Origin of the sequence: Blastococcus atacamensis (assembly GCF_002938425.1) — a bacterium.
In the GTDB taxonomy this organism is placed as follows: Bacteria; Actinomycetota; Actinomycetes; order Mycobacteriales; family Geodermatophilaceae; genus Blastococcus; species Blastococcus atacamensis.
On the sequence record NZ_POQU01000039.1, the window covers coordinates 1 to 23,279 of the forward strand.

Sequence of the window (23,279 nt, forward strand, 5' to 3'; positions counted from 1 at the left end):
GGCAGTCATGGCGTGCTCCATGGTCCCACTCCCTCACCGTTCCCGGTGCCGCCCGAGACCGACCTCACCCCATCCGGCTCCCGCGCTGCCCGCCCGTCCCCGCGGGAACCGCTGCCGCGTCACCGTCCGCTCCCGGGCCGGGAGCTGCCGCGGCCCACCTGCGGAGGGCCACGGACACCGCGGCCAGCGCGACCGCCTTGGCCAGGGCTCCCGAGTAGCCGCCGTGGTCGGCCAGCCCGGCGATGGGCGAGAGCGCCACCCCGGCGGCGATGGAGCCTGGTTCCAGCAGGATCAGCGACCAGCCGGCGGAGGCGGGCAGCACCCCGGCGCGGATCAGCGCGCTCCCCCACGAGATCAGGCCCGCCATCCAGGCCAGCGCGCCCAGCGGGAACCCCAGAAAGGCCAGGCCGTCGAAGCCCAACCCCCAGGCGGCTGTCGCCGTCATGGTGAGGACCAGCGCCACCTGCGCCACCCCGTAGCTGACGCGCTCCCACCGCCCGGCGCCGCCTGCGTGCGCCCGGTGCACGCAGGCGAAGGTGCCCATGGTGAGGAGACCTGGCACCAGCCATAGGACGTCGCGGTAGTTCTGCGGACCGGGCCGGATCACCGACTCCGCCGAGAGGACAGTGAACCCCGCCGCCGCGGCCACGCCCAGGCGGTAGCCGAGCTCCGGTGCGCGGTTGAGGACCCGGCGGATCACGCCCGCCCCCTCACGGCCGGGCGGCTCAGCGCCAGCAGCACGATCAGCACCGCGCCGACGGCCATGAACCCGACCGACTCCTGCTCGTCGTAGACGGCGAACTTCACGACACCGAACACCAGGTCGAGGGCGATCAGGCCGGCCAGCGCCGGCAGGACCCGCCGGTCGCTGCCCAGCCGGAAGGCCGCGAAGAGGAAGGCGACGGCCAGCGCGGCCGACCACGCTGCGACCGTCCAGTCACCGAGGCCCTGCAGGTCGCCGCCCTGCTCGGCGGTGGCGAAGAAGGTGAAGTAGGCGGTGCCGTAGAGCTTGACCGCGCCGAACAGGCCCAGCAGCACCTGGGTACCGCGCAGCAGCGCCCTGCGGCCGAGGGCGGGTGGCACGTCGGTGGTCATGTCGTCCTCCTGCGGTATCGAGCGGCCCGGTGCGATCGACCGGCACGGCGCACGCTAGGGAGATCGGCGGCCCGGCCGCATCGCCCCGAGGGCGGCTCCGCCGGTCAGCCCACGGGCTGATGGATTCGGCCGCTGATCGACCTAGGCTTCGCACGTGACCCGGTCGCTACCCGTCCGCTGGCGTCCGCCGAGGACGGACGCCGCCCTGGCGGCGGGCTCGCTCGTGCTCTCGCTGGCGCAGGTAGCCGTCTGGCCCATCGCACATCCGGCGGTTTCCGCGCTGGTCGCCGTGGGTTCGACCCTGCCCGTCGCGTACCGGCGGGTCGTCCCGACCAGCGCGGCGCTGGCGACGACGGCGATGTGGCTGGTGCCGACCCACGGGTTCCTGCTGCTCGGCTTCGTCCTGGCCGGGCTGGTCTTCTACTCGTTCGGTCTTCTCGAACCCGCCCTCCGGCGGGTGGTCGCCGTGGCCTCGCTCGCCTCAGTGGTCGGCGTGGTGATGACCCTCGCGGGTCCGGAGGCTCCACCGGCAGCCATCGGTGCGGTCCTGGTCGTCGCCGGCCCCGTGCTGGCCGGCCGGCTGGTGGCTCACCAGCGGGCGCAGAACGCGCAGCTCCGGGAGCTCACCGCCGAGTTGGTGCGGGGACGGGCCGCAGCCGAGCTCGCCGCCGTCGCCGAGGAGCGTGCCCGCATCGCCCGCGAGCTGCACGACGTCATCGGCCACGAGGTCAGCGTCATCGCCGTGCAGGCCGATGCCGCCGCCGCGGCGCTGAGCCGCGCTCCGAAACTGGCGGCGGCGCCCGTGGCGGCGATCCGCCGGGCGGCCGGCGAGACCCTCGACGAGATGCGCCGCGTGGTTGCCCTGCTGCGGGGGCCGGACGACCACGAGGCGCTGCACCCGCAACCCGGCCTTGCCGACCTCGGCGGGTTGGTGGAGCGCGCCCGCCTCGCCGGCGCCGAAATCGACCTGGCGATGCGATTGCCGGCCACTCCGCCGCCGCCGAGCCTCCAGCTGACGGTGTACCGGGTCGTGCAGGAGGGGCTCACCAACACCCGGAAGCACGCGCCCGGCGCCTCGGTCCAGGTCCGGGTCGAGGACGCCGGCGACCACCTCTGCGTGGAGGTCGTCGACAGTGGCGGCCGGCTCGCCCGGAGCCCAGGCGGCGGACACGGGCTCATCGGCATGCGGGAGCGCGTGGGCATGCACGGCGGAACGCTCCAGGCCGGGCCGACGGCCGACGGCTTCGCGGTCGCCGCGCGGCTGCCCCTGACCGTGGCGGGACGTTCGTGACCGCCCGGACGGCGGACGAGCCGCCGGTCTCCGTGGTCCTCGTCGACGACCAGGCGATGGTCCGCGACGGGTTGCGGCTGGTCCTCGAGCTCTCCGGTGTCGCGGTCGTGGGCGAGGCGGCGGACGGCGCCGAGGGGGTGGCCGTGGTCGGGGACCGGCAGCCGGACGTCGTCCTGATGGACCTGCGGATGCCCGGCGTGGACGGCGTCGAGGCGACCCGGCGCATCGTGGACAGGGGCGGCCGCACGCGGGTCGTCGTACTCACCACCTTCGAGGGCGAGGAGCACGCCTACCTCGCGCTGCGAGCCGGGGCGTCCGGTTACCTGCTCAAGGACGCCGGTGCCGATCGCCTGGTCGCGGCGGTGCGCGCGGCGGCGGCCGGTGAGATGCCGATGGCGCCGGCGGTGGCCGCGCGGCTGGTGGCCTCCTACGTGAGCCGGCCGCCCGCCCGGCCGGCGGTCGACCGGCTGACGCCGCTCAGCGAGCGCGAGCAGGAGGTCCTGGCCCTCGTCGGCGCCGGGCGTTCCAACGCCGAGATCGCCGAGCACCTCGTCGTCTCGATGGCCACGGTGAAGAGCCACGTACGGCACATCCTGGCGAAGCTGGACCTGCGCGACCGCGCCCAGGCCATCGTGCTCGCACACGAGTGCGGATTGGTCCGGTCCGGCTGGACCGGCCCACCCCCTTCTGGGCGCGACCCGCATGCCTCTGCCAGGCTGCCGCCATGAGCCGGCTCGCCGACGTGGACCTGTCCCCCTCCCTGTCGAAGAAGGACGGCAAGAAGCAGCTGAAGGAGGCCCAGGCGCGGCTGGTCCACCTGCGACTGCTCCTCGGTGGCCAGATCGGTCCCGGGGAGCTCGGCCCGCCGCTGCTCGTGCTCTTCGAGGGCTGGGACGCGTCGGGCAAGGGCGGCGCGATCCAGCGCCTCGTCGGCGAGCTCGATTCGCGGCACGTGCGCGTGGCCCAGTTCTCCGCCCCCACGCATGACGAGAAGCGGCACCACTTCCTGTGGCGGTTCTGGCCGGTGCTGCCGGGCTGGGGAGGGATGAGCGTGCTGGACCGAACCTGGTACGGCCGGGTGCTCGTCGAGCGGGTGGAGGGCTTCGCGACCGAGGAGGCCTGGCGGCGTGCGTACGGGGAGATCGTGGACCTGGAGACGTCGCTGGCCGCCGAGGGCACGATCCTGGTGAAGTTCTGGCTGCACGTCTCCCCCGAGGAGCAGCTGCACCGGTTCGAGAAGCGCCGCGCCGACCCGTACAAGGCCTGGAAGCTCACCGACGAGGACTGGCGCAACCGGGAGAAGCGGGCGGAGTACGAGACCGCCGTCGAGGACATGCTGGAGCACACGCACACCGAGGTCGCCCCCTGGCACGTGATCCCGGCGGACGACAAGCGCTGGGCCCGGGTGGCGGTGGTCCGCACGGTCTGCGAGGCGATCGAGCGGGCACTGCACGCCCGGGGCATCGATCCCGACCCGCCGCTGACGAACTGAACCGCCTACCGCTGCGCCGGGGCGACCGGCTGCCGGAGAACGGTGCGCTGCTTCGCGGGTGCGGTCCGGCGGACGTCGCTGAGGTAGATCTCGTGGTGCTTCCCGACCATGCGGAACCCGTGCCCGGGGATCACGACGTCGTGCAGCCGCGCGAGCACCTCGGTCTCGTCGTCGAAGGACCCGACGTGCAGCGTCTGCACGCACCGGCCTTCGGCGAGGCGCTCCATGCGCACGTTGTCCAGACGTGCGGGTCGCTTCCGCGCGGCCTGTTCGAGCGCGGCGAGGAACATGCTCCGGTCGATCCACGGCGGGACCAGGAGCATCAGGGTCCAGTTCCACCTGGACTCGTCCCGCGCCGTCGTGAACGACTCCATGTCCTCGGCCCACCACAGTCCTTCCAGCGGCGGCACCACGTAGTCGCGACCCAGCTCCGTCTTGCTGGCGAACTTCATCCCGTAGGCGACGGGGTGAGCGACTCGACCGCCTCGGCGAAGGCCGGCGAGGTGTTGGGGCCCCCGCTGCCGTCGACCATCAGGTACTGCAGCTCCGGCACGTCGACGACGCGGAAGGACCCCCGGGCCGCCCGGTAGGCGTCCAGCGAGCGCTTGAGGTCGACCTTGGCCGTCATGGCCGGCCGACGACGGCGTGCTCGCGGACCCAGGCGTGCATGGCGATGCCCGCGGCCACCCCGGCGTTGATGGAGCGGGTGGAGCCGAACTGGGCGATCGAGACGGTCATCGCGGCGCCGTCGCGGGCCTCGGGGGTCAGCCCGGGGCCCTCCTGACCGAACAGCAGCACGCAGCGCTCGGGCAGCCGCACGGTCTCGATCGGCACCGCGCCCGGGCCGTTGTCCACCGCGACCACCGCGAGGCCCTGCTCGGCGGCGAACGCCAGGAGCCCGCCGACGTCGTCGTGGTGGCGCAGGTGCTGGTACCGGTCGGTGACCATGGCCCCGCGCCGGTTCCAGCGGCGGCGGCCGACCACGTGCACCTCGGCGGCGAGGAACGCGTTGGCCGTGCGCACCACCGTACCGATGTTGAGGTCGTGCCCGAAGTTCTCGATGGCGACGTGGAACGGGTGCCGGCGCCGGTCGAGGTCGGCGACGATCGCCTCGACGGTCCAGTAGCGGTAGCGGTCGACGACGTTGCGCCGATCCCCCTCGGCCAGCAGTTGCGGGTCGTACCGCGGGTCCTCCGGCCACGGCCCCTCCCACGGACCGACGCCGACCGTCGTCCCCCAGTCGGTGGGGCCGGCCAGGACGTCGTCGCTCACGCCCCGGATGGTTCCAGTTCGCCGTCGAGCCACTCCAGCCGACCGCCGTGCGGCGCCGACCGGGCCAGCGGCCGGCGGTCCAGGGAGACGACGAACTCCGTGCCCCATCCGTCGACCGGGCGCTCACCGGTCCCGGGCACGGCGCCGGGCGGCTCCTGGGCGAGCCAGCGCACCGGCAGGTCGGCGACCGCCTCGGCGAACCGCGCCCGGACGTCGCCGGGCACGTAGGGCAGCACCGCCGTGTGCATCACGACCGTGCTGCCGGGAGACGCGAGCTCCATCGCGTCGAGGAGCCGGTCGACCAGTGGAAGGACCCCGTCCTCCCCACCCCTCGCACGCTCGGGGCGGGCCCCGGGACGGGGCCGAACTGCGCCACCGGGCCGGGCCAGACCAGCGCCCGCAGCCACTCCCGGTCATCGGGGTCCCGGGGGTCGAGCGGGTTCAGGTCGATGCCGACGCGGGCTGCCACCTGCGGCATCGCGCTGGGCACCGGCACGGCCCCGGAGGTCTCGACCCGGATGCCGAGCGAGTCCGACGGCCGACCCGCACCCCGTCGTAGTCGTAGTCGTAGCCGTAGCGGTCGGGGTAGAGGCAGAGGCCCGCGGAGGCGCCGACCTCGATCAGCGTCAGCGGGCCGTCGAGCTGCGCGAGGACCGGGAGCAGGGCGCCGCAGCGGGCCGGCTCGTTGGTCTGGGTGGCGCGGGCGAGGACGGTCTCGCGCACCCGGTCACCGTCCTCGGTGATGCGGCGCTCGAGTTCGGCGCCGTCGGCGGGCGCTCCGCCCAGGAACTGCAGGGCTGCGAAGAGCAGATTGGGCTGCCGCTTGCCGGTCGGCAGCGCGGCGAGGAACTCCAGCACGGGTCCGGACGCGGCGACGTGCGCGGCCAGCTCGGCGTACAGCGGGGAGGTGGGCTCCGCCTCGGCCACGAACTCGCGGTAGCCGCGGGCGATCCGGTCGAGGTCCTCGTCGCTCATGCCGGCAGGATCGCAGAGCGTGCAGGATCACGGGGTGCAGCCCGACGTCCTCCTCCACCTGGTCGAGCCGTCGGCATGGCGCGAGGCCCTGCGCGCAGGCGCGGTTCGGCCAACCTCGCTGACCGACGTCGGGTTCGTGCACCTGTCGACACCGGACCAGGTGCACCTGCCGGCGCAGGCACTGTTCCCCGGTCGGCGGGACGTGGCGCTGCTGGTCGTCGACCCCGCCCGGCTGCCCGACCCCGTGCGGTTCGAGCCCGGTCGCCTCGAGGACCCCGCCGGGATGTTGTTCCGGCACCTCTACGGTCCGCTGCCGACGAGCGCCGTCGTCGCCGTGGTGCCCTACCGCCGGCCGCTGCCCCCGCTGCCCTCCCCCGGCGACTCCGAGGCGCGCGCTCGCGCGTTCCTCACCTCGCTGCCCATCCGACGCGCCGTCGGGGTGGGCGACGTCCCCGGTGGCGTGGCCGTGCTCGACCCCGACTTCCCGTACTCCCGCGACAACAACCGGCTGGTTCTCGCCGAGCCGGTGGACGCCGCCACGGTCGACGCCGCCGCCGAGCAGGTGGGCGGCAACGCCGGCTGGCCGCACCGCGCGGTGCTGCTGGCCTGGGCCGGGGCGGAGGACACCGCGGCGGCGCTGCGCGAGCGCGGCTGGGAGACCGAGGAACTGGTGCTGATGGCGCGCGCCGGCGAACCCGCGCCTCCCGGCGACGAGCGGGTGTCGGTCGTCGACCAGCGGGAGGTGCACGGCTTCTGGGAGCGGTCCTGGCTCGAGCGGTTGGCGCACGTGGGCCGCGACCTCGACCGGGTGGTGCGCGAACTCGTCGGCCGCGAGCACCTCAACGACCGGGTCGTGGCGGTGACCGATCTGGTGGTCCGGGAGGACGGGGAGGTCGTGGCGTCGGCCCAGCTGCGGGTCGACGGCGCCACCGCGGCGGTGGACTCGGTGCTGACCGCGCCGGCCGCCCGGGGCCGGGGGCACGCGGACGCCCTGCTGCGCCGGGCCCTGCGGCTCGCGGACGAGGCCGGCTGCGACCTCGTCGTCCTCGAGGCGACCGCCGACGACTGGCCGCAGCACTGGTACGCGCGACGCGGTTTCCGACCGGTCGGCACCATGTGGAGCGCGGAGCGGTGAAGGCCCGCGAGGGTACGACCCTCGCTCAGACCGGGGCGAGGACCGACAGCAGCAGGTAGGCCGCGGCCGCCGACGGCAGCAGCGAGTCCAGCCGGTCCATGATCCCGCCGTGCCCGGGCAGCAGGTCGCCCATGTCCTTGATGCCCAGGTCACGCTTGATCAGCGACTCGGCGAGGTCGCCGACGGTCGCGGACACGGCGAGGGCGGCGCCGAAGACCAGGCCGCCCCACCAGGGGCCGTCCAGCGCGAAGACGATGATCGGCGTGGCCATCAGCATGCAGGTCAGGACCGAGCCGACCATGCCTTCCCACGACTTCTTCGGGCTGATCGACGGCGCCATCGGGTGCTTCCCGAACAGGACGCCCGCCGCGTACCCGCCCACGTCGCTGGCCACGACGGTGGCGATGAACACCAGCACCCGCGTCGCGCCGTCCTCGGGCACGAGCAGCAGGACGGCGAAGCCGGCCAGGAGCGGGACGTAGAGGGCGACGAGGATCCCGGCGGCGGCGTCCCGGCGGTATCCGGCCGGTCCCGCGGCCAGCCGCCACAGCAGGACGGCGAGGGCGGTCAGGAAGAACCCGGTGATCAGGCCCGTCGGGCCGCGGGTCCAGGCCAGCGCCTGCATCGCGCAGGCCCCGACCAGCAGCGGCACCATCGGCGCGGCGCGACCGCCCTTCCGCAGCGCCCGGACGAGCTCCACCACCGCGACGAGGATCGCCGCCCCCAGCACGGCGAGGAAAGCGGGGCGCCACACGAGCAGGGAGGCCAGGATGACGGCCACCAGGCTCACGCCGACACCGATGGCGGCCCGCAGGTTGCGCCCGGCCCGTCCGACCGGCTTCTCCGTGGTCGGCAGCGATTCGATGTCCTCCGCCGGCGGCAGCGCCTCCGACGTCGGGTCGCCGCCGGGAACGCCCACCTGCGGGAGCGCCGCGGTCTCGTCGGGCACCGGCACCGGCGCGCGGCCCGGCAACGGCGGCACCGGACGGGACGCCCGCACCGGTCCGGTGTCGTCGCCGGCCGCCCGAGCCCGGCGGGCGCCGAGCCGCGGGAACGGCTCGGCGCCCGGGCGGACTGAGCCCGGGCGGTCGGCGGAGGGAGGCGTCATGGACGTGGCAGCCGAGTGCGAGGTCAGACCTCGAGCAGCTCGGTCTCCTTGTTCTTCATCGCCTCGTCGATCTGTGCGACGTGCTGGGAGGTGAGGTCGTCGAGCTCCTTCTCCGCGCGGCGCACGTCGTCCTCACCGGCCTCGCCGTCCTTGGCGATGCGATCCAGCTCCTCCTTGGCGCGGCGGCGGATGTTGCGGATCGCGACCTTGGCGTCCTCGCCCTTGCTGCGGGCCTGCTTGACCAGGTCCCGACGGCGCTCCTCGGTGAGCTGCGGGAACACCACACGGAGGATCTGGCCGTCGTTGGTCGGGTTCACGCCGAGGTCGCTGTCGCGGATGGCCCGCTCGATGGCCGTCAGCTGGCCCATGTCGTAGGGCTTGATGACCGCCATGCGCGCCTCGGGGACGGTGATCGAGGCCATCTGCGGCACCGGGGTGTAGGCCCCGTAGTAGTCGACCATGATCTTGCTGAACATCGAGGGCGCCGCGCGGCCGGTGCGCACCGAGCCGAGGTCCTCGCGGGCGACGGACAGGGCCTTGTCCATCCGCTCCTCGGCATCGAGCAGGGTGTCGTCGATCACGGGTCTTCCCTCCATCGGCGGCGGGACCTCCGCCGTCGTCTGTCTCGGTTCGTGGGCCGACCGGCCGGTCAGGACTCGGCGGACTGGCTGATCAGGGTGCCGATCTTCTCACCTGATGCCGCTCGCGCGATGTTGCCGTCCGTCAGCAGGTTGAACACGACGATCGGCATGCGGTTCTCCATCGACAGGCTGATCGCCGTCGCGTCGGCCACCTTCAGCTCGTCGGCCAGGACCTTCGCGTAGTCCAGGTCCTCGTACATGACGGCGTCGGGGTTGGTGCGCGGGTCGTCGTCGTAGACGCCGTCGACGCCGTTCTTGGCCATCAGCAGCACCTGGCAGCCGATCTCCAGCGCGCGCTGGGCAGCGACGGTGTCCGTGGAGAAGTACGGCATGCCGGCACCCGCGCCGAAGATGACCAGCCGGCCCTTCTCCAGGTGCCGGACCGCCTTGCGCGGGATGTAGGGCTCCGCGACCTGGCCCATCTCGATGGCCGTCTGGACCCGGGTCTCCAGGCCGACCTGCTCGCAGAAAGCCTGCAATGCCAGCGCGTTCATGACCGTGCCCAGCATGCCCATGTAGTCGGCGTGCCGGCGGTCCATGCCGGCCTGCGCGAGCTCGGCCCCGCGGAAGAAGTTGCCGCCACCGACGACGACGGCGACCTGGGTACCACCGTGCACGACCTCGGCAAGCTGCTGGGCGATGCTGTGCACGATGCCGGAGTCCACACCGACACTGCCGCCGCCGAACGCCTCGCCGGAGAGCTTCAGCAGCACGCGCTTGTAGCCGTGCCCGTCGGCCGGCTCGAAGGCACTGGGAGCGGACAAGGGTGCGGTGGTGTCGGTCAAGGGACGTCCCTGGGTCTCGGTGGTGAATCGCTGGTGTGATCCTGCCGCATCGGCCGACCCGACTCCTGCCGAGATGCCGGGTGCGACCGGGCCCGGACGTGCGACCGGCCCCGTCCCTGCGAGGGAACGGGGCCGGTCGTCATTACCAGGTGGTTCAGGCCTGGCCGACCTCGAAGCGGGCGAACCGCTCGACGGTCATGCCGGCCTCGTCGACGATCTGCTTCACCGTGCGCTTGGGCTCGGTGATCGACGGCTGCTCGAGCAGGACGAAGTCCTTGTAGAAGGCGTTGACCCGGCCCTCGACGATCTTGACGATCGCCTGCTCGGGCTTGCCCTCCTCCTTCGCGGTCTGCTCGGCCACGCGGCGCTCGGTCTCGACCGTCTCGGCCGGGACCTCGTCGCGGGTGAGGAAGCGCGGACGGGCAGCGGCGATGTGCATCGCCAGGCTGCGTGCGGCGTCCTCGGAACCGCCGCTGTACTGCACCGCGACACCGATCGCTGGGGGCAGGTCGGTGGCCCGCTTGTGCAGGTAGGTGGCGGTGCTGCCCTCGAACGCGGCGAACCGGCTCAGCACCAGCTTCTCGCCGATGCGGGCGGACTCGCCCTCGACGAGCGCGGCCACGGTCTGACCGTCGACGTCGCTGCCCAGCAGGGACTCGGCGTCGGTGGCCTTGTTGGTCACGCCGATCTCGAGCAGACGCTCGGCCAGCGCGATGAAGTCGGCGTTCTTGGCGACGAAGTCGGTCTCGCAGTCGAGCTCGAGCAGCGCGCCGTCCTTGCTGACGACGATGCCGTTGGTCGTCGAGCGCTCGAGGCGCTTGCCGACGTCCTTGGCGCCCTTGACGCGCAGGAACTCGACGGCCTTGTCGTAGTCGCCGTCGGCCTCGGTCAGGGCCTTCTTGCAGTCCATCATCCCGGCGCCGGTGGCGTCGCGCAGACGCTTGACGTCGGCCGCGGTGAACTCAGCCATGTCACTTCCTCAATGGTCTGGGTGGTGCGAGCAGTGGTGGAGGCGCGCCTCGGCGCCGCCCCGCGGACAGGGCGGCGCCAAGGTCTCAGCCGTTCTGGGCGCCCTGGGTACCGGTGTCGGGGCTGCCGGTGGCGGGCACGCCCTCGACCGGCGCGATCTCCTCGGCGGTGACCGTGGGGGCCTCGGCCGGGGTCTCGGGCAGCGGGGTGGCGGGCTGGTCGGCGGCGGTGCCACCGGTCAGCAGCTCGCGCTCCCAGTCGGCCAGCGGCTCGCCGGCGGCCACGGCCGGCTCGCCGCCGTCCTCGCGACCGGCGTTGGCCTGCGCGGCCGAGCGGGCCATGAGGCCCTCGGCGACGGCATCGGCGACCACGCGGGTCAGCACCGTGATGCTGCGGATCGCGTCGTCGTTGCCCGGGATCTTGTAGTCGACCTCGTCGGGGTCGCAGTTGGTGTCGAGGATCGCGACGACCGGGATGTTGAGCTTCCGCGCCTCGCCGACGGCGATGTGCTCCTTCTTGGTGTCCACGATCCAGATGGCGCTGGGCACCTTCTTCATGTCGCGGATACCGCCGAGGGACCGGTCGAGCTTGGCCTTCTCGCGGCTGAGGACGAGCTGCTCCTTCTTGGACAGGGAGACCAGCACGCCGGTCTGCTCCATGTCCTCGATCTCCTTGAGGCGCTCGAGGCGCTTGAAGACCGTCTGGAAGTTGGTGAGCATCCCGCCCAGCCAGCGCTGGTTGACGTAGGGCATCCCGACGCGCGTGGCCTGCTCGGCCACGACCTCCTGCGCCTGACGCTTGGTGCCGACGAACAGGATCGAGCCGCCGTGGGCGACCGTCTGCTTGACGAACTCGTAGGCGTTGTCGATGTACCCGAGCGTCTGCTGCAGGTCGATGATGTAGATGCCGTTGCGCTCGGTGAAGATGAAGCGCTTCATCTTCGGGTTCCAGCGACGGGTCTGGTGCCCGAAGTGGACGCCGCTGTCGAGCAGCTGCTTCATGCTGACGACTGCCATATCGCAGCCTCTCTGCTGTCAGCGCGCGGCGGGGCCGCGCGCTTCTACGGTTGTCGCGGGCACCGGGTGGTGCACGCCCTGGCGTCCTGCGGCGCCACTCACCCGGCTGAGCCGGGACCGAGGTGACGACTGCCCCGCCGATCGGCGGGAAGAGGACACGCGAAGTCGACCCGCCGAGACGGGCCGCACCGGGAAGCATACGCGTCCACAGGTTGCGCTCGGCCCGCCGGTCGGCACCCTCCGACGTGGCACCCTCCTCCTCCGGAACCAGCCGGTCCCCCGATCGACGAGGAGCGCTCCCCCATGACCCTCCAGACGAAGGCGCCGGGTCCGTCGGAGCCGCTGTCCCCCGAGGCGGAGCAGCGGCGGTCGGCAGCACTCGTGCTCGGGCTGGTGGCGGCCGTGGTGATCGGGCACGTCGTCCTCGCCGGCGTCCCGGAGCTCGCGTGGGGGCTCGCCCACCTGATGCCGTCGGGCCCGCGCGAGGTCCTGGGCGCGGCGGTGCTGCCACTGGGAATGGCGGTCGCGACGCTGGCCGGCGAGCGGCGGCTCGCACGGGGGCTGCCGTATCCGTCCTGGCTGCGCGGGCTGCTCTGGGGCTGCGCGGCCACCATGGTGCTGCTCGCCCCGCCGCCGGGTCGGGGCGACGTCGGCTCGGCCGTGCGCGACCTCGTCCCGGTGTTCGTCTACTGCACCTGGGGCGGCTTCCTGCTGCTGGCCGTCGGCTGGTTCGCCACCCAGGTGCTGCGGGGCGTCCGGCAGGGCCGCGACCTCCGTCGGGGCCGGCCCGACCTCGGCCCCCCGCCGGCGGAGCCGCAGGGGTGGGCCCCCCTCGTGGTGCGTCTCGTCGTCACCGCCGCCGTTCCCGTGGCGCTCCTGGCAGGCATGGTGGCGGTCGGTCGGGACGCCGGCGACCCCCTCCACCCGACGCTCGATCCGGTCGTCGTTTCCGTCCCCGCGCTGGCCGGCGCCCCGCTGGAGCAGCAGGTGAGCACCGTGGAGCTGGAGGGGATGGCGGCGCTGGAGCCGTCCATGCTGGCGGACGAGCTCACCGGCGGAGAGCCCATGGATCGTGGGTGGCGCGCTCTGCTGCTCACGGCCCCCGCTCCCGGAGTCCCCGCGGGATCCCGGGTGTTCCTGACCGTCTCCGAGCTGTCAGGTGACGCCGACCCCGACGCCGCGCGGGCGCAGATGGTGGCCGAGGTCGAGGCCGAGGGCGGCGAGCCACTGCCCGAGGGGTGGCTCGCGGTGTTCCGCCAGTCCTACGGGGCCGCGGCTCTCGACGGCCGCTTCCTGATCGTGCTGGAGGCGGGCGAGGACGACGGCACCGTGGCCTCCCGCACCGATCTGATGCGCACCGCCGTGGCGGCCCTGACCCCGGACCGGCGGGCGGCGGTGATCGAGGCGACCGATCCGGCGTCGCGCTGACCACGTTCTCCACAGATCCTGGGTCCTCCACAGATCCTCGGCCGCCGACGCTCTGGCCTGCTCGCGGGGCGAGCATCGGCCCGTGGCCTTCCGCGCGTTCCTCCTCGCCCTCCTGCTGCTCGTCGGCGTGGCGCCCTCCGCCGGGGCCACTCCCCCGCCGGGGCCGCCGTGGACCGCTCCGCTGGCCGGCGAGCTCGCCGTGACCCGCCCGTTCGAGGCGCCGCCGCATGCGTACGGGCCGGGGCACCGGGGTGCGGACTTGGCCGCCGTCCCCGAGGTGCCGGTGCTGGCGGCGGGCGACGGCGTCGTGGTGTTCGCGGGGATGGTCGCCGGCCGGCCGGTGGTGAGCGTCGACCACGCCGACGGATTGCGGACGACGTACGAGCCGGTGACCCCGACGGTGGGCGCGGGTCAACGGATCCTGCGGGGATCGCCCCTGGGAACGCTCGGTCCAGGGCACGGGGGCTGCCCGGCCGCTGCCTGCCTGCACTGGGGGCTGCGCCGAGGCGAGACCTACCGGGATCCGCTGACGCTCCTGCGCCCGCCCCGGGTGCGGCTGCTGCCGGTGGGCGACCTCAGGCCGGTCGGGTCGCCCGCCAGATCGTCCACCGGTCGGTCTCCTCGAGCGGCCCGTGCGGCAGACGTGCCCGTAGTTGCTCCACCAGCTCCGCGAGCTCGTCGTCGTCGAGCTCGTGCAGGATCGAGCGGCCGGTGCGGGCGGCGATCTCGGCCAGGTAGTCCTCGCGGTCGGCGTACCTCCGGCGCACCTCCCACAGCGTCGTCGTGGTGACCTCGTCGAAGCCGGCGGCGGTGAGGGTGTTGATCAGCACGGCCGGGTCGGGTCGCCGCCGGTTCTCGACCTCGACCAGGCGCGGGGACACCTCGAAGAACCACCCTCGTGGATGGGTGGGCGAGGCCGGTTGGGCGGTGTCGTCAGCGCTCCGGTCCTGGATCAGGTAGGTGCCGCCCGGCCGCACCACCCGGAACGCCTCGGCAGCGATCGCGGCGAGGTCGGGCGTGTGGTGCACCAGCGCCCGCTCGAACACGATGTCGGCGCAGCCCTCGGCCAGCCCGGTGGCGGCGGCGTCCCCCTGCCGGAAGTCCACACCCGCGAGCTGGCCGTGCTCGGCGCGGGCGGCCGCCAAGATCGGCTCGCTGACGTCGACGCCGAGCACCATCGCGGCGCCGAGGTCGTGCCAGGCGCGGGTGTAGATCCCACCGCCGCAGCCGACGTCCACGACCACGGCACCGACCGGGTCCACCAGCTCGCGGATCGCCGCTTCCCACGACGGGTCGGCCGGTCTGCCCCAGTAGCTCGTGCGATTCCGGACGTCGTGGAAGTCGATGGCCACACGCACCTCCGCAGATCACCGAGCGGTCGAGGTGAACCTAGACCGTTCCGCATCCGCCGGGCCAGTGCTCAGTCCAGCGGCGCGAGCGTCACCGTGGTGTCGTCGGACGAGGCCGAACCCCAGTCGAGCACCGCCGTCACCGGACGAGTCGCATCCAGTCCGTCAGGCGCCTCGACGATCGTCACGTACGGCGAATCGTCCGCGCTGCACGCTTCCTGACCGGGGCGCAGCTCCACCACGTCGATCACCAGACGCTGCGGCTCGGTGACCTCGAGGGAGCCGGGCCCTCGCGGGCAGCTCGAACTGCCCCCGATGATGACCGCCAGGTGCTCACCGCCATCGGCCCAGGCGACCGGTGGCGCCTCGCGGAACAGGGGCGTTCCGTCGGGGAGCGCCGTCGGACCGCCGCCCGGGGCCTCGATGACGTGGTCGGCCAGGTCGTCGTCGCCCGTCCCGGCCACCGGAGGTACGCGGTCGACCGGGTCGGACGAGCAGGCCACCGAGGAGGCCAGGACAAGGAGCGCGAGGGCTCCAGCCCTTCTCGAGCGGCGCATCGCGTGCTCCCGTCTCCGTCGTCGGTCACCGCCCTCTGGCACCCGTGCAGGCGCACAGGGGTCACGAGTCGATCCCTCGGTGACCGCCCGCCGGGACTAGCCGCAGGAGGAGTCAGGCGATGTCGGCGAGCTTGGTGCGCAGGTGCAGCACGGCCTTGGTGTGCAGCTGGCAGATTCGGCTCTCGGTGACGCCGAGGACGCGGCCGATGTCGGCCAGGGTGAGGCCCTCGAAGTAGTAGAGGGAGACGACGACCTTCTCCCGCTCGGGGAGCTGCTCGACGGCCCGGGCGAGCAGCTGGCGGGCCTCGCCGTGCTCGGCCATGGCCTGCGGGTCCAGGGCGGTGGTGTCCTGCAGAGTGTCACCGAGGCGGGGGGCGCCGCCGTCGTCGTCGGTGAGCAGCTCGTCGAGGGCGACGACGTTGACCAGGGAGAGCTGGCCGAGGAACTTGCGGATGTCGTCGACGTCCATCTCCATGGCATCGGCGACCTCCTCGTCGGTGGGCGTCCGCCGGTACTTGGCCTCGAGCTCGGCGACGGTGCGCTCGAACAGGCGCGCCTTGACCCGCACCGACCGCGGGATCCAGTCGGTGTTGCGCAGCTCGTCGATGATCGCGCCGCGGATGCGCGACATCGCGTAGCTCTCGAACTTCACCTCGCGGGTGGGCTCGTAGCGGGTGATCGCGTCGATGAGGCCGAACGTGCCGTAGGAGATGAGGTCCGCCTGCTCTACGTGCGCGGGCAGACCGCTGCCGACCCGGCCGGCGACGTACTTCACCAGCGGCGCATAGTGCAGGATCAGCCGGTCGCGGAGGGCCGAGTCGCGGCCCTCGACGTACCGGGCCCACAGCTCGGCCAGCATGGCGTCGGTGTCCTCGCCGGACTCGTCGAGCCGGCGGATCGTTGCCTCAGACACGGTCGCGCTCCTCGGTCGTGCTGCGGGTTCCCCATCCGTGGTCCCGCGTGGTCCTGACTGCCGATGCGCGGCGCCGGGCACGGCCACCGCCCTCAGGCACGGGGGTGCGCCTGGGCGTGGACCGCACGGAGCCGTTCGACCGTCACGTGCGTGTAGATCTGCGTCGTCGCGAGGCTAGCGTGGCCCAGCAGTTCCTGTACGGACCGCAGGTCCGCGCCGCCCTCCAGCACGTGGGTCGCCGCGGAGTGCCGCAGGCCGTGCGGGCCGATGTCGGGAGCGCCGGGCACCCGCGCGGTGGCCGCGTGCACGGTGCGCCGGGCCTCGCGTGCGTCGAGCCGGCGACCACGCAGGCCCAGCAGCAGCGCCGGCCCGGAGTCGGGCGTGGCGAGCGCCGGGCGGCCCCGGGTCAGCCAGGCATCCAGTGCGCGCTCGGCCGGGACGCCGTAGGGGACGCTGCGCTCCTTGTTCCCCTTGCCGAGGACCCGCAGCAGCCGCCGGCCGCGGTCCACGTCGTCGATGTCCAGCCCGACGAGCTCGCTGACGCGGATCCCGCTGGCGTACAGGAGCTCCAGGACGACGGCGTCACGCAGGCCAGCCGGCTCCTCGGCCCCGGCAGTGGACTCCACCAGTTCGCGGGCCTGGGCGGGCGCGAGGACGTCGGGCAGCGTGCGGCGGGCTCGCGGGCTGACCAGCCGCTGGCCGACGTCCTCGGGCAGCAGCTCGGCGCGGCGGAGCCAGGCCGTGAAGGAGCGCGCGCTCGCGGCGTTGCGGGCGGTCGTCGAGCGGCTGTGCCCGCGCGTGCGGCCCTGGGCCAGCCAGCTGCGGAGGGCGGCGAGGTCGAGGTCGTGCGGCTGCTGCCCGCCGCGGCGGGCGAGGTGGTCGAGCATCCGCACCGCGTCGCCGACGTACCCGCGGACCGTGTTCTCCGACAGGTCCCGCTGGGCGGACAGGTGCTCCTCGTAGCCGGCCAGTGCCTCGGCCAGCGCGGGCGGCAGCCCGGCGCGGACGTCGGCGGTGCTGGGGGTGGCCACGGGGGCACGGTCCGTCGGCGCGTCGCGCTGGTCAAGACGCCGCGCCGGAAGGGGTCGGCGGCGGTGCGAGCCGCCAGCCGGTGCCCGTCCACTGGACGAGGTCGGCCAGCTCCAGCGCCGGGAGCACGCGCAGGACGTCCAGCACGTCGCAGCCGGCGATGGCGGCCAGGCGTTCGGGGGCGACCCCGATGCGCACGGGGCACGCGTCGAGGACCCGGACGGCGAGGTCGGAGAGCCCGTCCCGCGGGGAGCTCGACCGTGCGACGGGATCCGCCAGATCGCTGCCGATGCTGCCCACGGCCTCGATGACCTGCGCCGCCGACGTCACGAGCGTGGCGCCGAACGCCTCGTCGCGCAGCAGCTCGTGGCAGCCGACCGACAGCGCGCTGGTCACCGGTCCGGGAACCACCAGCACCGGCCGGCCGAGCTTCTGGGCACGGTTCGCCGTGGCCTGCGCTCCCGACCGGGCCGCCGCCTCCACGACGACCGTGCCGCGGGTCAGCGCCGCGATCAGCCGGTTGCGGACGAGGAAGCGGTGCTTGAGCGGAGCACACCCTGGGGGCCATTCGCTCACCAGCAGCCCGGTCTCGGCGATCCGGTGGAAGAGCGCGCCGTTGCCGGCCGGGTACGGCCGGTCGACGCCGCAGGAGAGGACCGCCACCGTCGGCGCACCGGCGGCCAGCGCCCCACGGTGCGCCGCGCCGTCGATCCCGAAGGCACCACCGGAGACGACGGTCCAGCCCCGCTCACCGAGCTGGTGACCCAGTTCGCCGGCCACGTGCTCGCCGTAGGCCGTGGAGGCGCGCGAGCCCACCACCCCCACCGATCGGTCGATCACCTGGTCGAGGCACACGTTCCCGCGGACCCACAGCGCCATCGGCGGGACCAGCGCCTGCGTCCGTTCGGTCTGGTCCTTGCGGTCAGCCGGTTCCTGCACCGCGGCCACCGTCAGGGCGTGCAGCGGCAGAGCGGGCCACTCGTCGTCCTCCGGCACGACCAGGCGGGCGCCGCACCGCTCGGCCCGTCGCAGGTCGATCAAGGATTCGTCCTGCTCCACCCGCGGTCCGGCCAGCGACCGGATCCCTGCCGGAGCGGTGCCCGACCGCAGCCGGCGCACGGCATCGACCGGTCCGACGTCCTCGACGTAGCGCCAGAGGTCGACGGTGCCCGGCTCCACCGCGCGACTGAGCCAGGCCCGCGCGCGGCGGACCCCGGCGTCCACGAATTCCGGGGTGGCGGACCCGGCGGCCGCCTCCTCCAGCGCCTCCTCGATGGTGCTCATGCCGCTGCCCGTTGGAGTCGCATGCCGAGGGCCTCGGCCACCTCGTCGGAGCCCGGCACCGTGCGACCCGCCAGATCGCTCAACGTCCACGCCACCCGCATGACGCGGTCGAAGCCGCGCACGGAAATCGCACCCCGCTCCAGCGCCCGCTCGGCCAGCCGCAGCGACGCCCTCGGAACGGCGAACCGCTCGCGCAGCATGCGCCCGGGCACCTCGCTGTTGAGGCCGAGCCCGGTGCCGGCCAGCCGCTCCCCCGCTGCGGCTCGTGCCCCGGCGACTCGCGCGGCGACGACGGCGGTGGACTCCGGTGCCGGCAGCCCGTCGAGCCATGCCGCCCGGGTGACCGGTGGCAGTTCGACCCGAAGGTCGACGCGGTCGAGCAGCGGCCCGGACAGCCGCGCCTGGTAGCGCCGTCGTTCCAGCGGGCTGCAGGTGCAGGCGGTGTCACCCACCGCCGTCGCGCAGGGGCACGGGTTCGCGGCCAGGACGAGCTGGGCCCGGCAGGGGAACGTCGCCGCGCCGGCTGCCCGCTGGATGGTCACCTGACCCCGCTCGAGCGGCTGGCGCAGCGTGTCGAGCACCGCCCGAGGGAACTCCGGCGCCTCGTCCATGAAGAGGACGCCGCGATGCGCCCGGCACAGGGCACCCGGCCGGATCGAGCCGGAACCACCTCCGATGAGCGCCGCCATGGTGGCGGAGTGGTGCGGCGCCTCGAACGTGGGCCGGGTGATCAGCGGGGCATCCGAAGGCAGGATTCCGGCGATCGAATGGATGGCGGTCACCTCGAGCGCGGACTGCTCGTCGAGCGCGGGCAGCAGCCCGGGCAGCCGCTCGGCGAGCATCGTCTTGCCCGCCCCGGGCGGCCCCGCAAGGTACAGGTGGTGGCCACCCGCCGCGGCCACCTCGACCGCGCGCCGCCCCGCCGCCTGACCGACGACGTCACCCAGATCGGGCGACGGCGGTGCCGGCGGCACCGCGCCCCGCACCTGCGGTTCCAGCCGGGTGATGCCCTTCAGGTGCTCGACGAGCTGGGTGAGCGTCTCGACGGCCAGGACGTCGATCCGGTCGACGAGCGCGGCCTCGGCAGCGTTGGCCGCCGGGACGACGACGTGGTCGTGCCCCGCCCGCGCCGCGGCCAGTACGGCCGGCAGGACTCCGCGGATGGCCCGCACGGAGCCGTCGAGCCCGAGCTCACCGAGCAGCACGAGGCGGTCCACCGCCTGCCGGGGCACCGTGCCCGACGCGGCGAGCACCGCGGCAGCCAGGGCCAGGTCGAAGCCACTCCCCTGCTTGGGCATCGACGCCGGCGACAGCCCGATGGTGATCCGGCGGGCCGGGAACTCCCCCTTCGCGTTGGCGATCGCGGCGCGCACCCGGTCGACCGACTGCCGTACGACCGCATCGGGCAGCCCCACGAGGGCGACGCCGGGGAGCCCGGCGGCGATGTCCACCTCGACCTCGACCATCGCGCCGCGGACCCCGGCGAGCCCCACCGACCAGGTGCGGGCCAGCGTCACGAGAACGCCCCGCGGAGGTGCGTGACCAGCGCGGGACCCTCGGACCGCACCAGTACACCGACGACGTCGAAACGGACGTCACGCGCGTGCTCGTCGTGGGCGGCGAGCCAGCGCTGCGCCAGCACCCGGATGCGGCGCTGCTTGGTGTGCGTGACCGCCTCGACCGGATGCCCGTACCCGGTGCCCCGGCGGGCCTTCACCTCGCAGAAGACGAGGGCCTCGCCCTCGCGCGCGACGAGGTCGAGCTCGCCCTCGCGGCAGCGCCAGTTGCGGTCGAGGACGCGGAGTCCCGTGTCGGTCAGGTAGGCGACGGCGATCGCTTCGCCGCGGGCGCCGAGCTCGGAGGTAGGAGGCACCCCTCGACCATGCCGTCGGGAAGGACGACGGCGAAGGGGCCGCGGGCTTCTGTGGACGGCGACGGGTCCTGTGGAGGACGAGCGACGGGTCCGGTCACGGCGCAGCCCTGGAGCTGCACGCTTGCCGCCAGCTGGTCCAGATCGGCGAGCATCAGCTCGGCCTCGTGCGGATCGGGTAGCGACGTGGTCAGCGCCCAGGCGCCCTCGTCGCAGGGGAAGAGGTAGGCGATGTGGTCCGCCACCCTCCCCGTGTCGGCCGACCAGGCCCGCTGCCGTATGCGGATCCGTCGCAGGCCGGCGTCGGTCGACTGCTCCACCTCCGGCGGCAGCAGCTGCTGTTCGGCAGGGAGCAGGAACTCCTCGACGATGGATGACTCCTCGATCCCCGGCGAGTAGCGCAGCCCCATCAGGCGGACGCAGGCCCGAGGACCCCGCGACGGCTCCGGGCAGAACACCAGGGCGCCGAAGCTGGGCACCGCGAAGGCCACCTTCGCCAGCACCGTGAACTCGGCCGCCAGGATCTCCGCGTCGAGCCGGGAGGGCGGCCCCCCGCCCAGCGCCCAGATGCGCTGGGCCGCCGCGGAGGCCCAGCCCGCGAGGTCGTCGTCCGGGCCCACCTGCACCCAGGCGGCCGAGAAGTCCACGACGATGTCCGGCGGACCCACGGTCAGCTCAGCACCCACCGCAGGCTCCCCCCGATGACGTCGAAGAGCTTCACCAGCGGCGAAGCCAGGTGCTCGACGGGCGTCGTGAAGGTGAGCAGCAGCCACCCGTCGGATCCCGGTACGGGGACGAAGTAGTCGACCTGGGTCACCGTCAGCTCCCCACTGCGTACACCGTTGGCGTCGGGCACCATTTCCTGCCGCGACGAGAGCCGCCGGACGGCCGGAGCACCCGCGACGTCCACCAGTCCGAGCTCGCGGACGCCCTTTCCGCTGGACCTCAGACTGCCGAGCAGCCCCTCCAGAGCGCTGCTGCCTCCCGGACTTCGTACGTGGGTGACCAGTCCGGATGCCGGAACAGGCCGGCCGGCGACCGGATCGACGCTCAGCAGGACGTCGATTCCGCCCTGACGGGCCGCCGATTCCAGCGCCGCGGTGAGCTCCCGGGTCAGCCAGGCCCGCAGCTCGGCCCGTTGTGGCGCGGGCACGGCGCCCACGCGCTCGGTGACGAGGTTCTTGACCCGGAGCGGTGCCCGCGAGTCCAAAGGAATGCGTGCCCATCCCGGGGGGAGCAGGATCCGGAAGTCGGTCACCATGGCGACCGGAGCCGTCACGACACACGCCCCAGCGGCATGGACCACCGGTCGACGATGGCCTCCCGGTTCGCCTTGTCCGCGGCCGCCTGATCCAGCGCGGCCGACGGATCCACGCTGACGCTGTCCTGGAGACCCCAGGCGGTCCTGCCGTTGATCACGGCGTTGGGAACGGTCACCGCTCCCACGACCATCGAGTCGGCCAGCGCGGTCAACGCTGTGAGCTGCGCACCTCCACCGGCCGCCTGACGGATCCGGTGGATCGCTGTCAGGGCGTCCGCGATGCCGTCCTCCGCGAACGACACCGCGCGGGTGAGGCCGGTACCGGACGAGCCCGCCGCAGCCGTCACCCCCTCCCGAGCCGCCTTCCCCGCATCATCCGCGGCCTGGAACGTCACCCGCAGTCCCGGCGACAGCTCGAGCAGAGAACGAACGCCTAGCAGCCGGCCGAGGTCGAACAGCAGCGGAGAGCGACCGGCATCGGCGAACGCCTGCCGGCCTCCGCGCGCCGCCCCGACGCGTCCTCCGACGCGCTCCGTCACTCGCAGCATCCCCTGGGCGCCCACTGCGACGCCCTTGCCGAATCCGAGCGTGGCCGCGCCCGCCAGGTCCCAGAGCACGTCCTCGAAAGAACCGTTGCCGCTGGCCCACATGTCGAGGCGCACGGTCGCCGACACGAAGCTCAGGGCGCTGCTCGTGACCATGAGGGTCCCGACGAGCGCGACGCCGGGGCCGAGGACGACGGCGACCACGACGGCAACGATGACCAGGGTCAGGGCAACGACCGAGACGGCATCGAGAAGCGCATCGATCCATCCCGCGTTCAGGTCCCACCAGTCGTCGACCAGCTCGTCCCCGATGCGCCCGGCGCTCAGCATGTGCGCTGCGGTCCTCGCGGCGCGCTCGTAGGACTCGACCGCGAAGAAGTAGTCCCTGCGCGCGGCGGCCAGGGCGTCATCCGCGGCGAAGACCGCCAGCTGGTGAGTCTGCTGCTCGTCCTCGGCAGCGAGGAGTTGCTCGGGCGTCGCGCCGGAAGGGGGCGCGACCGGCGCGCCATTACGCAGCGCTCGCTGCGAGTCCTCGGCCGCTTGCGCCCGGCGGACCGCGTCGTAGGCCTCGGTCTGCACGACCTCCAGCGCCGTGGCGAAGAAGTCCAGCGCCCGGGCGGCAGCCTCGTAGCGGCCTCGCGCACGGCCGATTCGCTCGGCCAGATCGCCCGCGACCTCGACGAAGTTGTCGCCCGCCTCGCCCTTCCACGCCTTCTGCGACCGCGACGTGAGCGCCGTCAGGTTCGCTGCCTGGGCCTCGATCTCCGCCGCGGTGTCGGCGTAGCGACGGGCCAGGGTGGCGAGCTCCTCAGGATCGCCCGGCACACCGTTGCGGTCGTCCAGCGGCTCGAAGGATGCCGGCGCCACCGGGGTGACGGTCACGGCGAACAGCCCTCGGTCGCGGTCTGGATCGCCTGGGCGAGCTCGTTGTCCACCTGCACGTAGGCGTCGTGGCTCTGCGTCGCCGCCTCGTACACCGCCTGCAGGGACTGAAGCAGCTTCTCCCTGTTGCACGCCCACTCGTCGACGAACTCGCGCACCTCGTCCAGCAATGCGTTCCGGCCGATGGTTGGCTCCGCGTCCTCGACGATGTCCGCCGACCGCTGGAACTCGTGCACCAGCATCCCGAGACCACCCGCGGTCTCGCGGAGCAGGGGGAGATCGACCACGATGTCCGCCACGCCCGCACCACCTCCTCGTCTGTTCGTCGCGGAACGTAATCGTTCGCGCGAGGACGAGTCGGCGGTGCGACGGTTGCTTGTGG

Annotated in this window: 27 protein-coding genes and 2 pseudogenes; 6 read left to right on the forward strand and 23 right to left on the reverse strand. The window is 73.5% G+C overall.

Annotated elements, in window-relative coordinates; genetic code table 11:
- Positions 1–64: 64 nt before the first annotated feature.
- Both C5508_RS10865 and C5508_RS10870 read right to left on the reverse strand, forming a co-directional pair.
- Complete coding sequence (locus tag C5508_RS10865) at positions 65–700, reverse strand: hypothetical protein (protein ID WP_104524964.1); 636 nt, start codon at positions 698–700, stop codon at positions 65–67.
- Positions 697–1,095, reverse strand: a complete 399-nt coding sequence (locus C5508_RS10870; RefSeq protein WP_104524965.1) for a hypothetical protein — start codon at positions 1,093–1,095, stop codon at positions 697–699. The genes C5508_RS10865 and C5508_RS10870 overlap by 4 nt, the downstream gene beginning before the upstream one ends.
- Before the next feature lie 154 nt (positions 1,096–1,249).
- Between C5508_RS10870 and C5508_RS10875 the strand changes: the two genes are divergently transcribed.
- Genes C5508_RS10875 through C5508_RS10885 form a run of 3 tightly spaced genes read left to right on the forward strand, consistent with a single transcriptional unit; the run spans position 1,250 to position 3,878 of the window.
- The gene (locus C5508_RS10875) at positions 1,250–2,386 is read left to right on the forward strand and encodes a sensor histidine kinase (RefSeq protein WP_157944067.1); all 1,137 of its coding nucleotides are present in this window, start codon (positions 1,250–1,252) and stop codon (positions 2,384–2,386) included.
- Complete coding sequence (locus tag C5508_RS10880) at positions 2,383–3,114, forward strand: response regulator (RefSeq protein WP_232797055.1); 732 nt, start codon at positions 2,383–2,385, stop codon at positions 3,112–3,114. Before C5508_RS10875 ends, C5508_RS10880 begins: the two co-directional genes overlap by 4 nt.
- Positions 3,111–3,878 carry a polyphosphate kinase 2 family protein gene (locus tag C5508_RS10885; protein ID WP_104524967.1) on the forward strand — a complete coding sequence of 256 codons (768 nt, stop codon included), beginning with the start codon at positions 3,111–3,113 and terminating at the stop codon, positions 3,876–3,878. Before C5508_RS10880 ends, C5508_RS10885 begins: the two co-directional genes overlap by 4 nt.
- A gap of 5 nt (positions 3,879–3,883) precedes the next feature.
- Here C5508_RS10885 and C5508_RS10890 read toward each other — a convergent pair whose 3' ends face one another.
- The 5 genes and pseudogenes from C5508_RS10890 to C5508_RS10910 all read right to left on the reverse strand — a co-directional run bounded on the left by C5508_RS10890 (position 3,884) and on the right by C5508_RS10910 (position 6,125).
- Entirely contained in the window at positions 3,884–4,330 is a 447-nt protein-coding gene (locus C5508_RS10890) for a GyrI-like domain-containing protein (RefSeq protein WP_232797056.1), read from the reverse strand.
- Positions 4,327–4,506 (reverse strand): hypothetical protein, encoded by a 180-nt coding sequence (locus C5508_RS19910; protein WP_198598020.1) that lies wholly within the window; start codon positions 4,504–4,506, stop codon positions 4,327–4,329. The genes C5508_RS10890 and C5508_RS19910 overlap by 4 nt, the downstream gene beginning before the upstream one ends.
- Entirely contained in the window at positions 4,503–5,150 is a 648-nt protein-coding gene (locus C5508_RS10895; protein WP_104524968.1) for a TrmH family RNA methyltransferase, read from the reverse strand. Before C5508_RS10895 ends, C5508_RS19910 begins: the two co-directional genes overlap by 4 nt.
- Positions 5,147–5,431 (reverse strand): DUF2332 family protein, encoded by a 285-nt coding sequence (locus C5508_RS10900; protein WP_104524969.1) that lies wholly within the window; start codon positions 5,429–5,431, stop codon positions 5,147–5,149. The genes C5508_RS10895 and C5508_RS10900 overlap by 4 nt, the downstream gene beginning before the upstream one ends.
- A pseudogene (locus tag C5508_RS10910) lies at positions 5,398–6,125 on the reverse strand (DUF2332 family protein). The gene C5508_RS10900 and the pseudogene C5508_RS10910 overlap by 34 nt, the downstream one beginning before the upstream one ends.
- Before the next feature lie 34 nt (positions 6,126–6,159).
- Between C5508_RS10910 and C5508_RS10915 the strand changes: the two are divergent.
- The gene (locus C5508_RS10915) at positions 6,160–7,260 is read left to right on the forward strand and encodes a GNAT family N-acetyltransferase (RefSeq protein WP_232797057.1); all 1,101 of its coding nucleotides are present in this window, start codon (positions 6,160–6,162) and stop codon (positions 7,258–7,260) included.
- A gap of 25 nt (positions 7,261–7,285) precedes the next feature.
- Here C5508_RS10915 and C5508_RS10920 read toward each other — a convergent pair whose 3' ends face one another.
- From C5508_RS10920 to rpsB, 5 genes are all read right to left on the reverse strand, one after another.
- Positions 7,286–8,368, reverse strand: coding sequence for a phosphatidate cytidylyltransferase (locus C5508_RS10920; protein WP_104524973.1), 1,083 nt, complete (start codon positions 8,366–8,368; stop codon positions 7,286–7,288).
- Between the two features lie 23 nt (positions 8,369–8,391).
- Positions 8,392–8,949, reverse strand: coding sequence for a ribosome recycling factor (gene frr, locus C5508_RS10925; protein ID WP_104524974.1), 558 nt, complete (start codon positions 8,947–8,949; stop codon positions 8,392–8,394).
- Between the two features lie 68 nt (positions 8,950–9,017).
- Positions 9,018–9,794, reverse strand: coding sequence for a UMP kinase (pyrH, locus tag C5508_RS10930; RefSeq protein WP_269801779.1), 777 nt, complete (start codon positions 9,792–9,794; stop codon positions 9,018–9,020).
- 154 nt (positions 9,795–9,948) lie between these two features.
- Positions 9,949–10,764 (reverse strand): translation elongation factor Ts, encoded by an 816-nt coding sequence (tsf, locus tag C5508_RS10935; RefSeq protein WP_104524975.1) that lies wholly within the window; start codon positions 10,762–10,764, stop codon positions 9,949–9,951.
- A gap of 85 nt (positions 10,765–10,849) precedes the next feature.
- On the reverse strand, positions 10,850–11,779 hold the full coding sequence (gene rpsB, locus C5508_RS10940) for a 30S ribosomal protein S2 (RefSeq protein ID WP_104524976.1): 930 nt from the start codon (positions 11,777–11,779) through the stop codon (positions 10,850–10,852).
- Positions 11,780–12,082: 303 nt separating this feature from the next.
- Here rpsB and C5508_RS10945 point away from each other — a divergent pair, with 303 nt between their 5' ends.
- Together C5508_RS10945 and C5508_RS20495 are read left to right on the forward strand one after the other, a co-directional pair.
- The gene (locus C5508_RS10945; RefSeq protein ID WP_104524977.1) at positions 12,083–13,207 is read left to right on the forward strand and encodes a hypothetical protein; all 1,125 of its coding nucleotides are present in this window, start codon (positions 12,083–12,085) and stop codon (positions 13,205–13,207) included.
- A 199-nt stretch (positions 13,208–13,406) separates the two neighbouring features.
- Positions 13,407–13,721 (forward strand): annotated as a pseudogene (locus C5508_RS20495) (peptidoglycan DD-metalloendopeptidase family protein); the annotation flags it as partial.
- Between the two features lie 61 nt (positions 13,722–13,782).
- On the opposite strand, the gene C5508_RS20310 reads toward C5508_RS20495, so the two are convergent.
- From C5508_RS20310 to C5508_RS19925, 11 genes are all read right to left on the reverse strand, one after another.
- Positions 13,783–14,559, reverse strand: coding sequence for a class I SAM-dependent methyltransferase (locus tag C5508_RS20310; protein ID WP_104524978.1), 777 nt, complete (start codon positions 14,557–14,559; stop codon positions 13,783–13,785).
- Positions 14,560–14,627: 68 nt separating this feature from the next.
- On the reverse strand, positions 14,628–15,113 hold the full coding sequence (locus C5508_RS10960; protein ID WP_157944068.1) for a hypothetical protein: 486 nt from the start codon (positions 15,111–15,113) through the stop codon (positions 14,628–14,630).
- A 112-nt stretch (positions 15,114–15,225) separates the two neighbouring features.
- The gene (gene whiG, locus C5508_RS10965) at positions 15,226–16,026 is read right to left on the reverse strand and encodes an RNA polymerase sigma factor WhiG (protein ID WP_104524980.1); all 801 of its coding nucleotides are present in this window, start codon (positions 16,024–16,026) and stop codon (positions 15,226–15,228) included.
- A gap of 92 nt (positions 16,027–16,118) precedes the next feature.
- On the reverse strand, positions 16,119–17,057 hold the full coding sequence (locus C5508_RS10970; protein WP_198598022.1) for a tyrosine recombinase XerC: 939 nt from the start codon (positions 17,055–17,057) through the stop codon (positions 16,119–16,121).
- Positions 17,058–17,088: 31 nt separating this feature from the next.
- On the reverse strand, positions 17,089–18,339 hold the full coding sequence (gene dprA / locus C5508_RS10975; RefSeq protein WP_104524981.1) for a DNA-processing protein DprA: 1,251 nt from the start codon (positions 18,337–18,339) through the stop codon (positions 17,089–17,091).
- Positions 18,336–19,856, reverse strand: coding sequence for a YifB family Mg chelatase-like AAA ATPase (locus C5508_RS10980; RefSeq protein ID WP_104524982.1), 1,521 nt, complete (start codon positions 19,854–19,856; stop codon positions 18,336–18,338). Before C5508_RS10980 ends, dprA begins: the two co-directional genes overlap by 4 nt.
- Positions 19,853–20,212, reverse strand: a complete 360-nt coding sequence (locus tag C5508_RS10985; protein ID WP_104524983.1) for a YraN family protein — start codon at positions 20,210–20,212, stop codon at positions 19,853–19,855. The genes C5508_RS10980 and C5508_RS10985 overlap by 4 nt, the downstream gene beginning before the upstream one ends.
- Positions 20,155–20,895, reverse strand: a complete 741-nt coding sequence (locus tag C5508_RS10990; RefSeq protein WP_104524984.1) for a hypothetical protein — start codon at positions 20,893–20,895, stop codon at positions 20,155–20,157. Before C5508_RS10990 ends, C5508_RS10985 begins: the two co-directional genes overlap by 58 nt.
- Positions 20,880–21,488, reverse strand: a complete 609-nt coding sequence (locus C5508_RS10995) for a hypothetical protein (protein WP_104524985.1) — start codon at positions 21,486–21,488, stop codon at positions 20,880–20,882. The genes C5508_RS10990 and C5508_RS10995 overlap by 16 nt, the downstream gene beginning before the upstream one ends.
- On the reverse strand, positions 21,485–22,897 hold the full coding sequence (locus C5508_RS19920) for a WXG100 family type VII secretion target (protein ID WP_104524986.1): 1,413 nt from the start codon (positions 22,895–22,897) through the stop codon (positions 21,485–21,487). The genes C5508_RS10995 and C5508_RS19920 overlap by 4 nt, the downstream gene beginning before the upstream one ends.
- The gene (locus C5508_RS19925) at positions 22,894–23,196 is read right to left on the reverse strand and encodes a hypothetical protein (RefSeq protein WP_104524987.1); all 303 of its coding nucleotides are present in this window, start codon (positions 23,194–23,196) and stop codon (positions 22,894–22,896) included. Before C5508_RS19925 ends, C5508_RS19920 begins: the two co-directional genes overlap by 4 nt.
- Between the last annotated feature and the right edge of the window lie 83 nt (positions 23,197–23,279).

What these genes read in the sequence shown, in the direction of transcription:
- C5508_RS10870 (WP_104524965.1), bottom strand. Translation starts at nt 1,095, where the DNA reads ATGACCACCGACGTGCCACCCGCCCTCGGCCGCAGGGCGCTGCTGCGC.
- C5508_RS10885 (WP_104524967.1), top strand. Translation starts at nt 3,111, where the DNA reads ATGAGCCGGCTCGCCGACGTGGACCTGTCCCCCTCCCTGTCGAAGAAG.
- C5508_RS10890 (WP_232797056.1), bottom strand. Translation starts at nt 4,330, where the DNA reads ATGAAGTTCGCCAGCAAGACGGAGCTGGGTCGCGACTACGTGGTGCCG.
- C5508_RS19910 (WP_198598020.1), bottom strand. Translation starts at nt 4,506, where the DNA reads ATGACGGCCAAGGTCGACCTCAAGCGCTCGCTGGACGCCTACCGGGCG.
- C5508_RS10900 (WP_104524969.1), bottom strand. Translation starts at nt 5,431, where the DNA reads ATGGAGCTCGCGTCTCCCGGCAGCACGGTCGTGATGCACACGGCGGTG.
- C5508_RS10920 (WP_104524973.1), bottom strand. Translation starts at nt 8,368, where the DNA reads ATGACGCCTCCCTCCGCCGACCGCCCGGGCTCAGTCCGCCCGGGCGCC.
- tsf (WP_104524975.1), bottom strand. Translation starts at nt 10,764, where the DNA reads ATGGCTGAGTTCACCGCGGCCGACGTCAAGCGTCTGCGCGACGCCACC.
- rpsB (WP_104524976.1), bottom strand. Translation starts at nt 11,779, where the DNA reads ATGGCAGTCGTCAGCATGAAGCAGCTGCTCGACAGCGGCGTCCACTTC.
- C5508_RS10945 (WP_104524977.1), top strand. Translation starts at nt 12,083, where the DNA reads ATGACCCTCCAGACGAAGGCGCCGGGTCCGTCGGAGCCGCTGTCCCCC.
- C5508_RS10960 (WP_157944068.1), bottom strand. Translation starts at nt 15,113, where the DNA reads ATGCGCCGCTCGAGAAGGGCTGGAGCCCTCGCGCTCCTTGTCCTGGCC.
- dprA (WP_104524981.1), bottom strand. Translation starts at nt 18,339, where the DNA reads ATGAGCACCATCGAGGAGGCGCTGGAGGAGGCGGCCGCCGGGTCCGCC.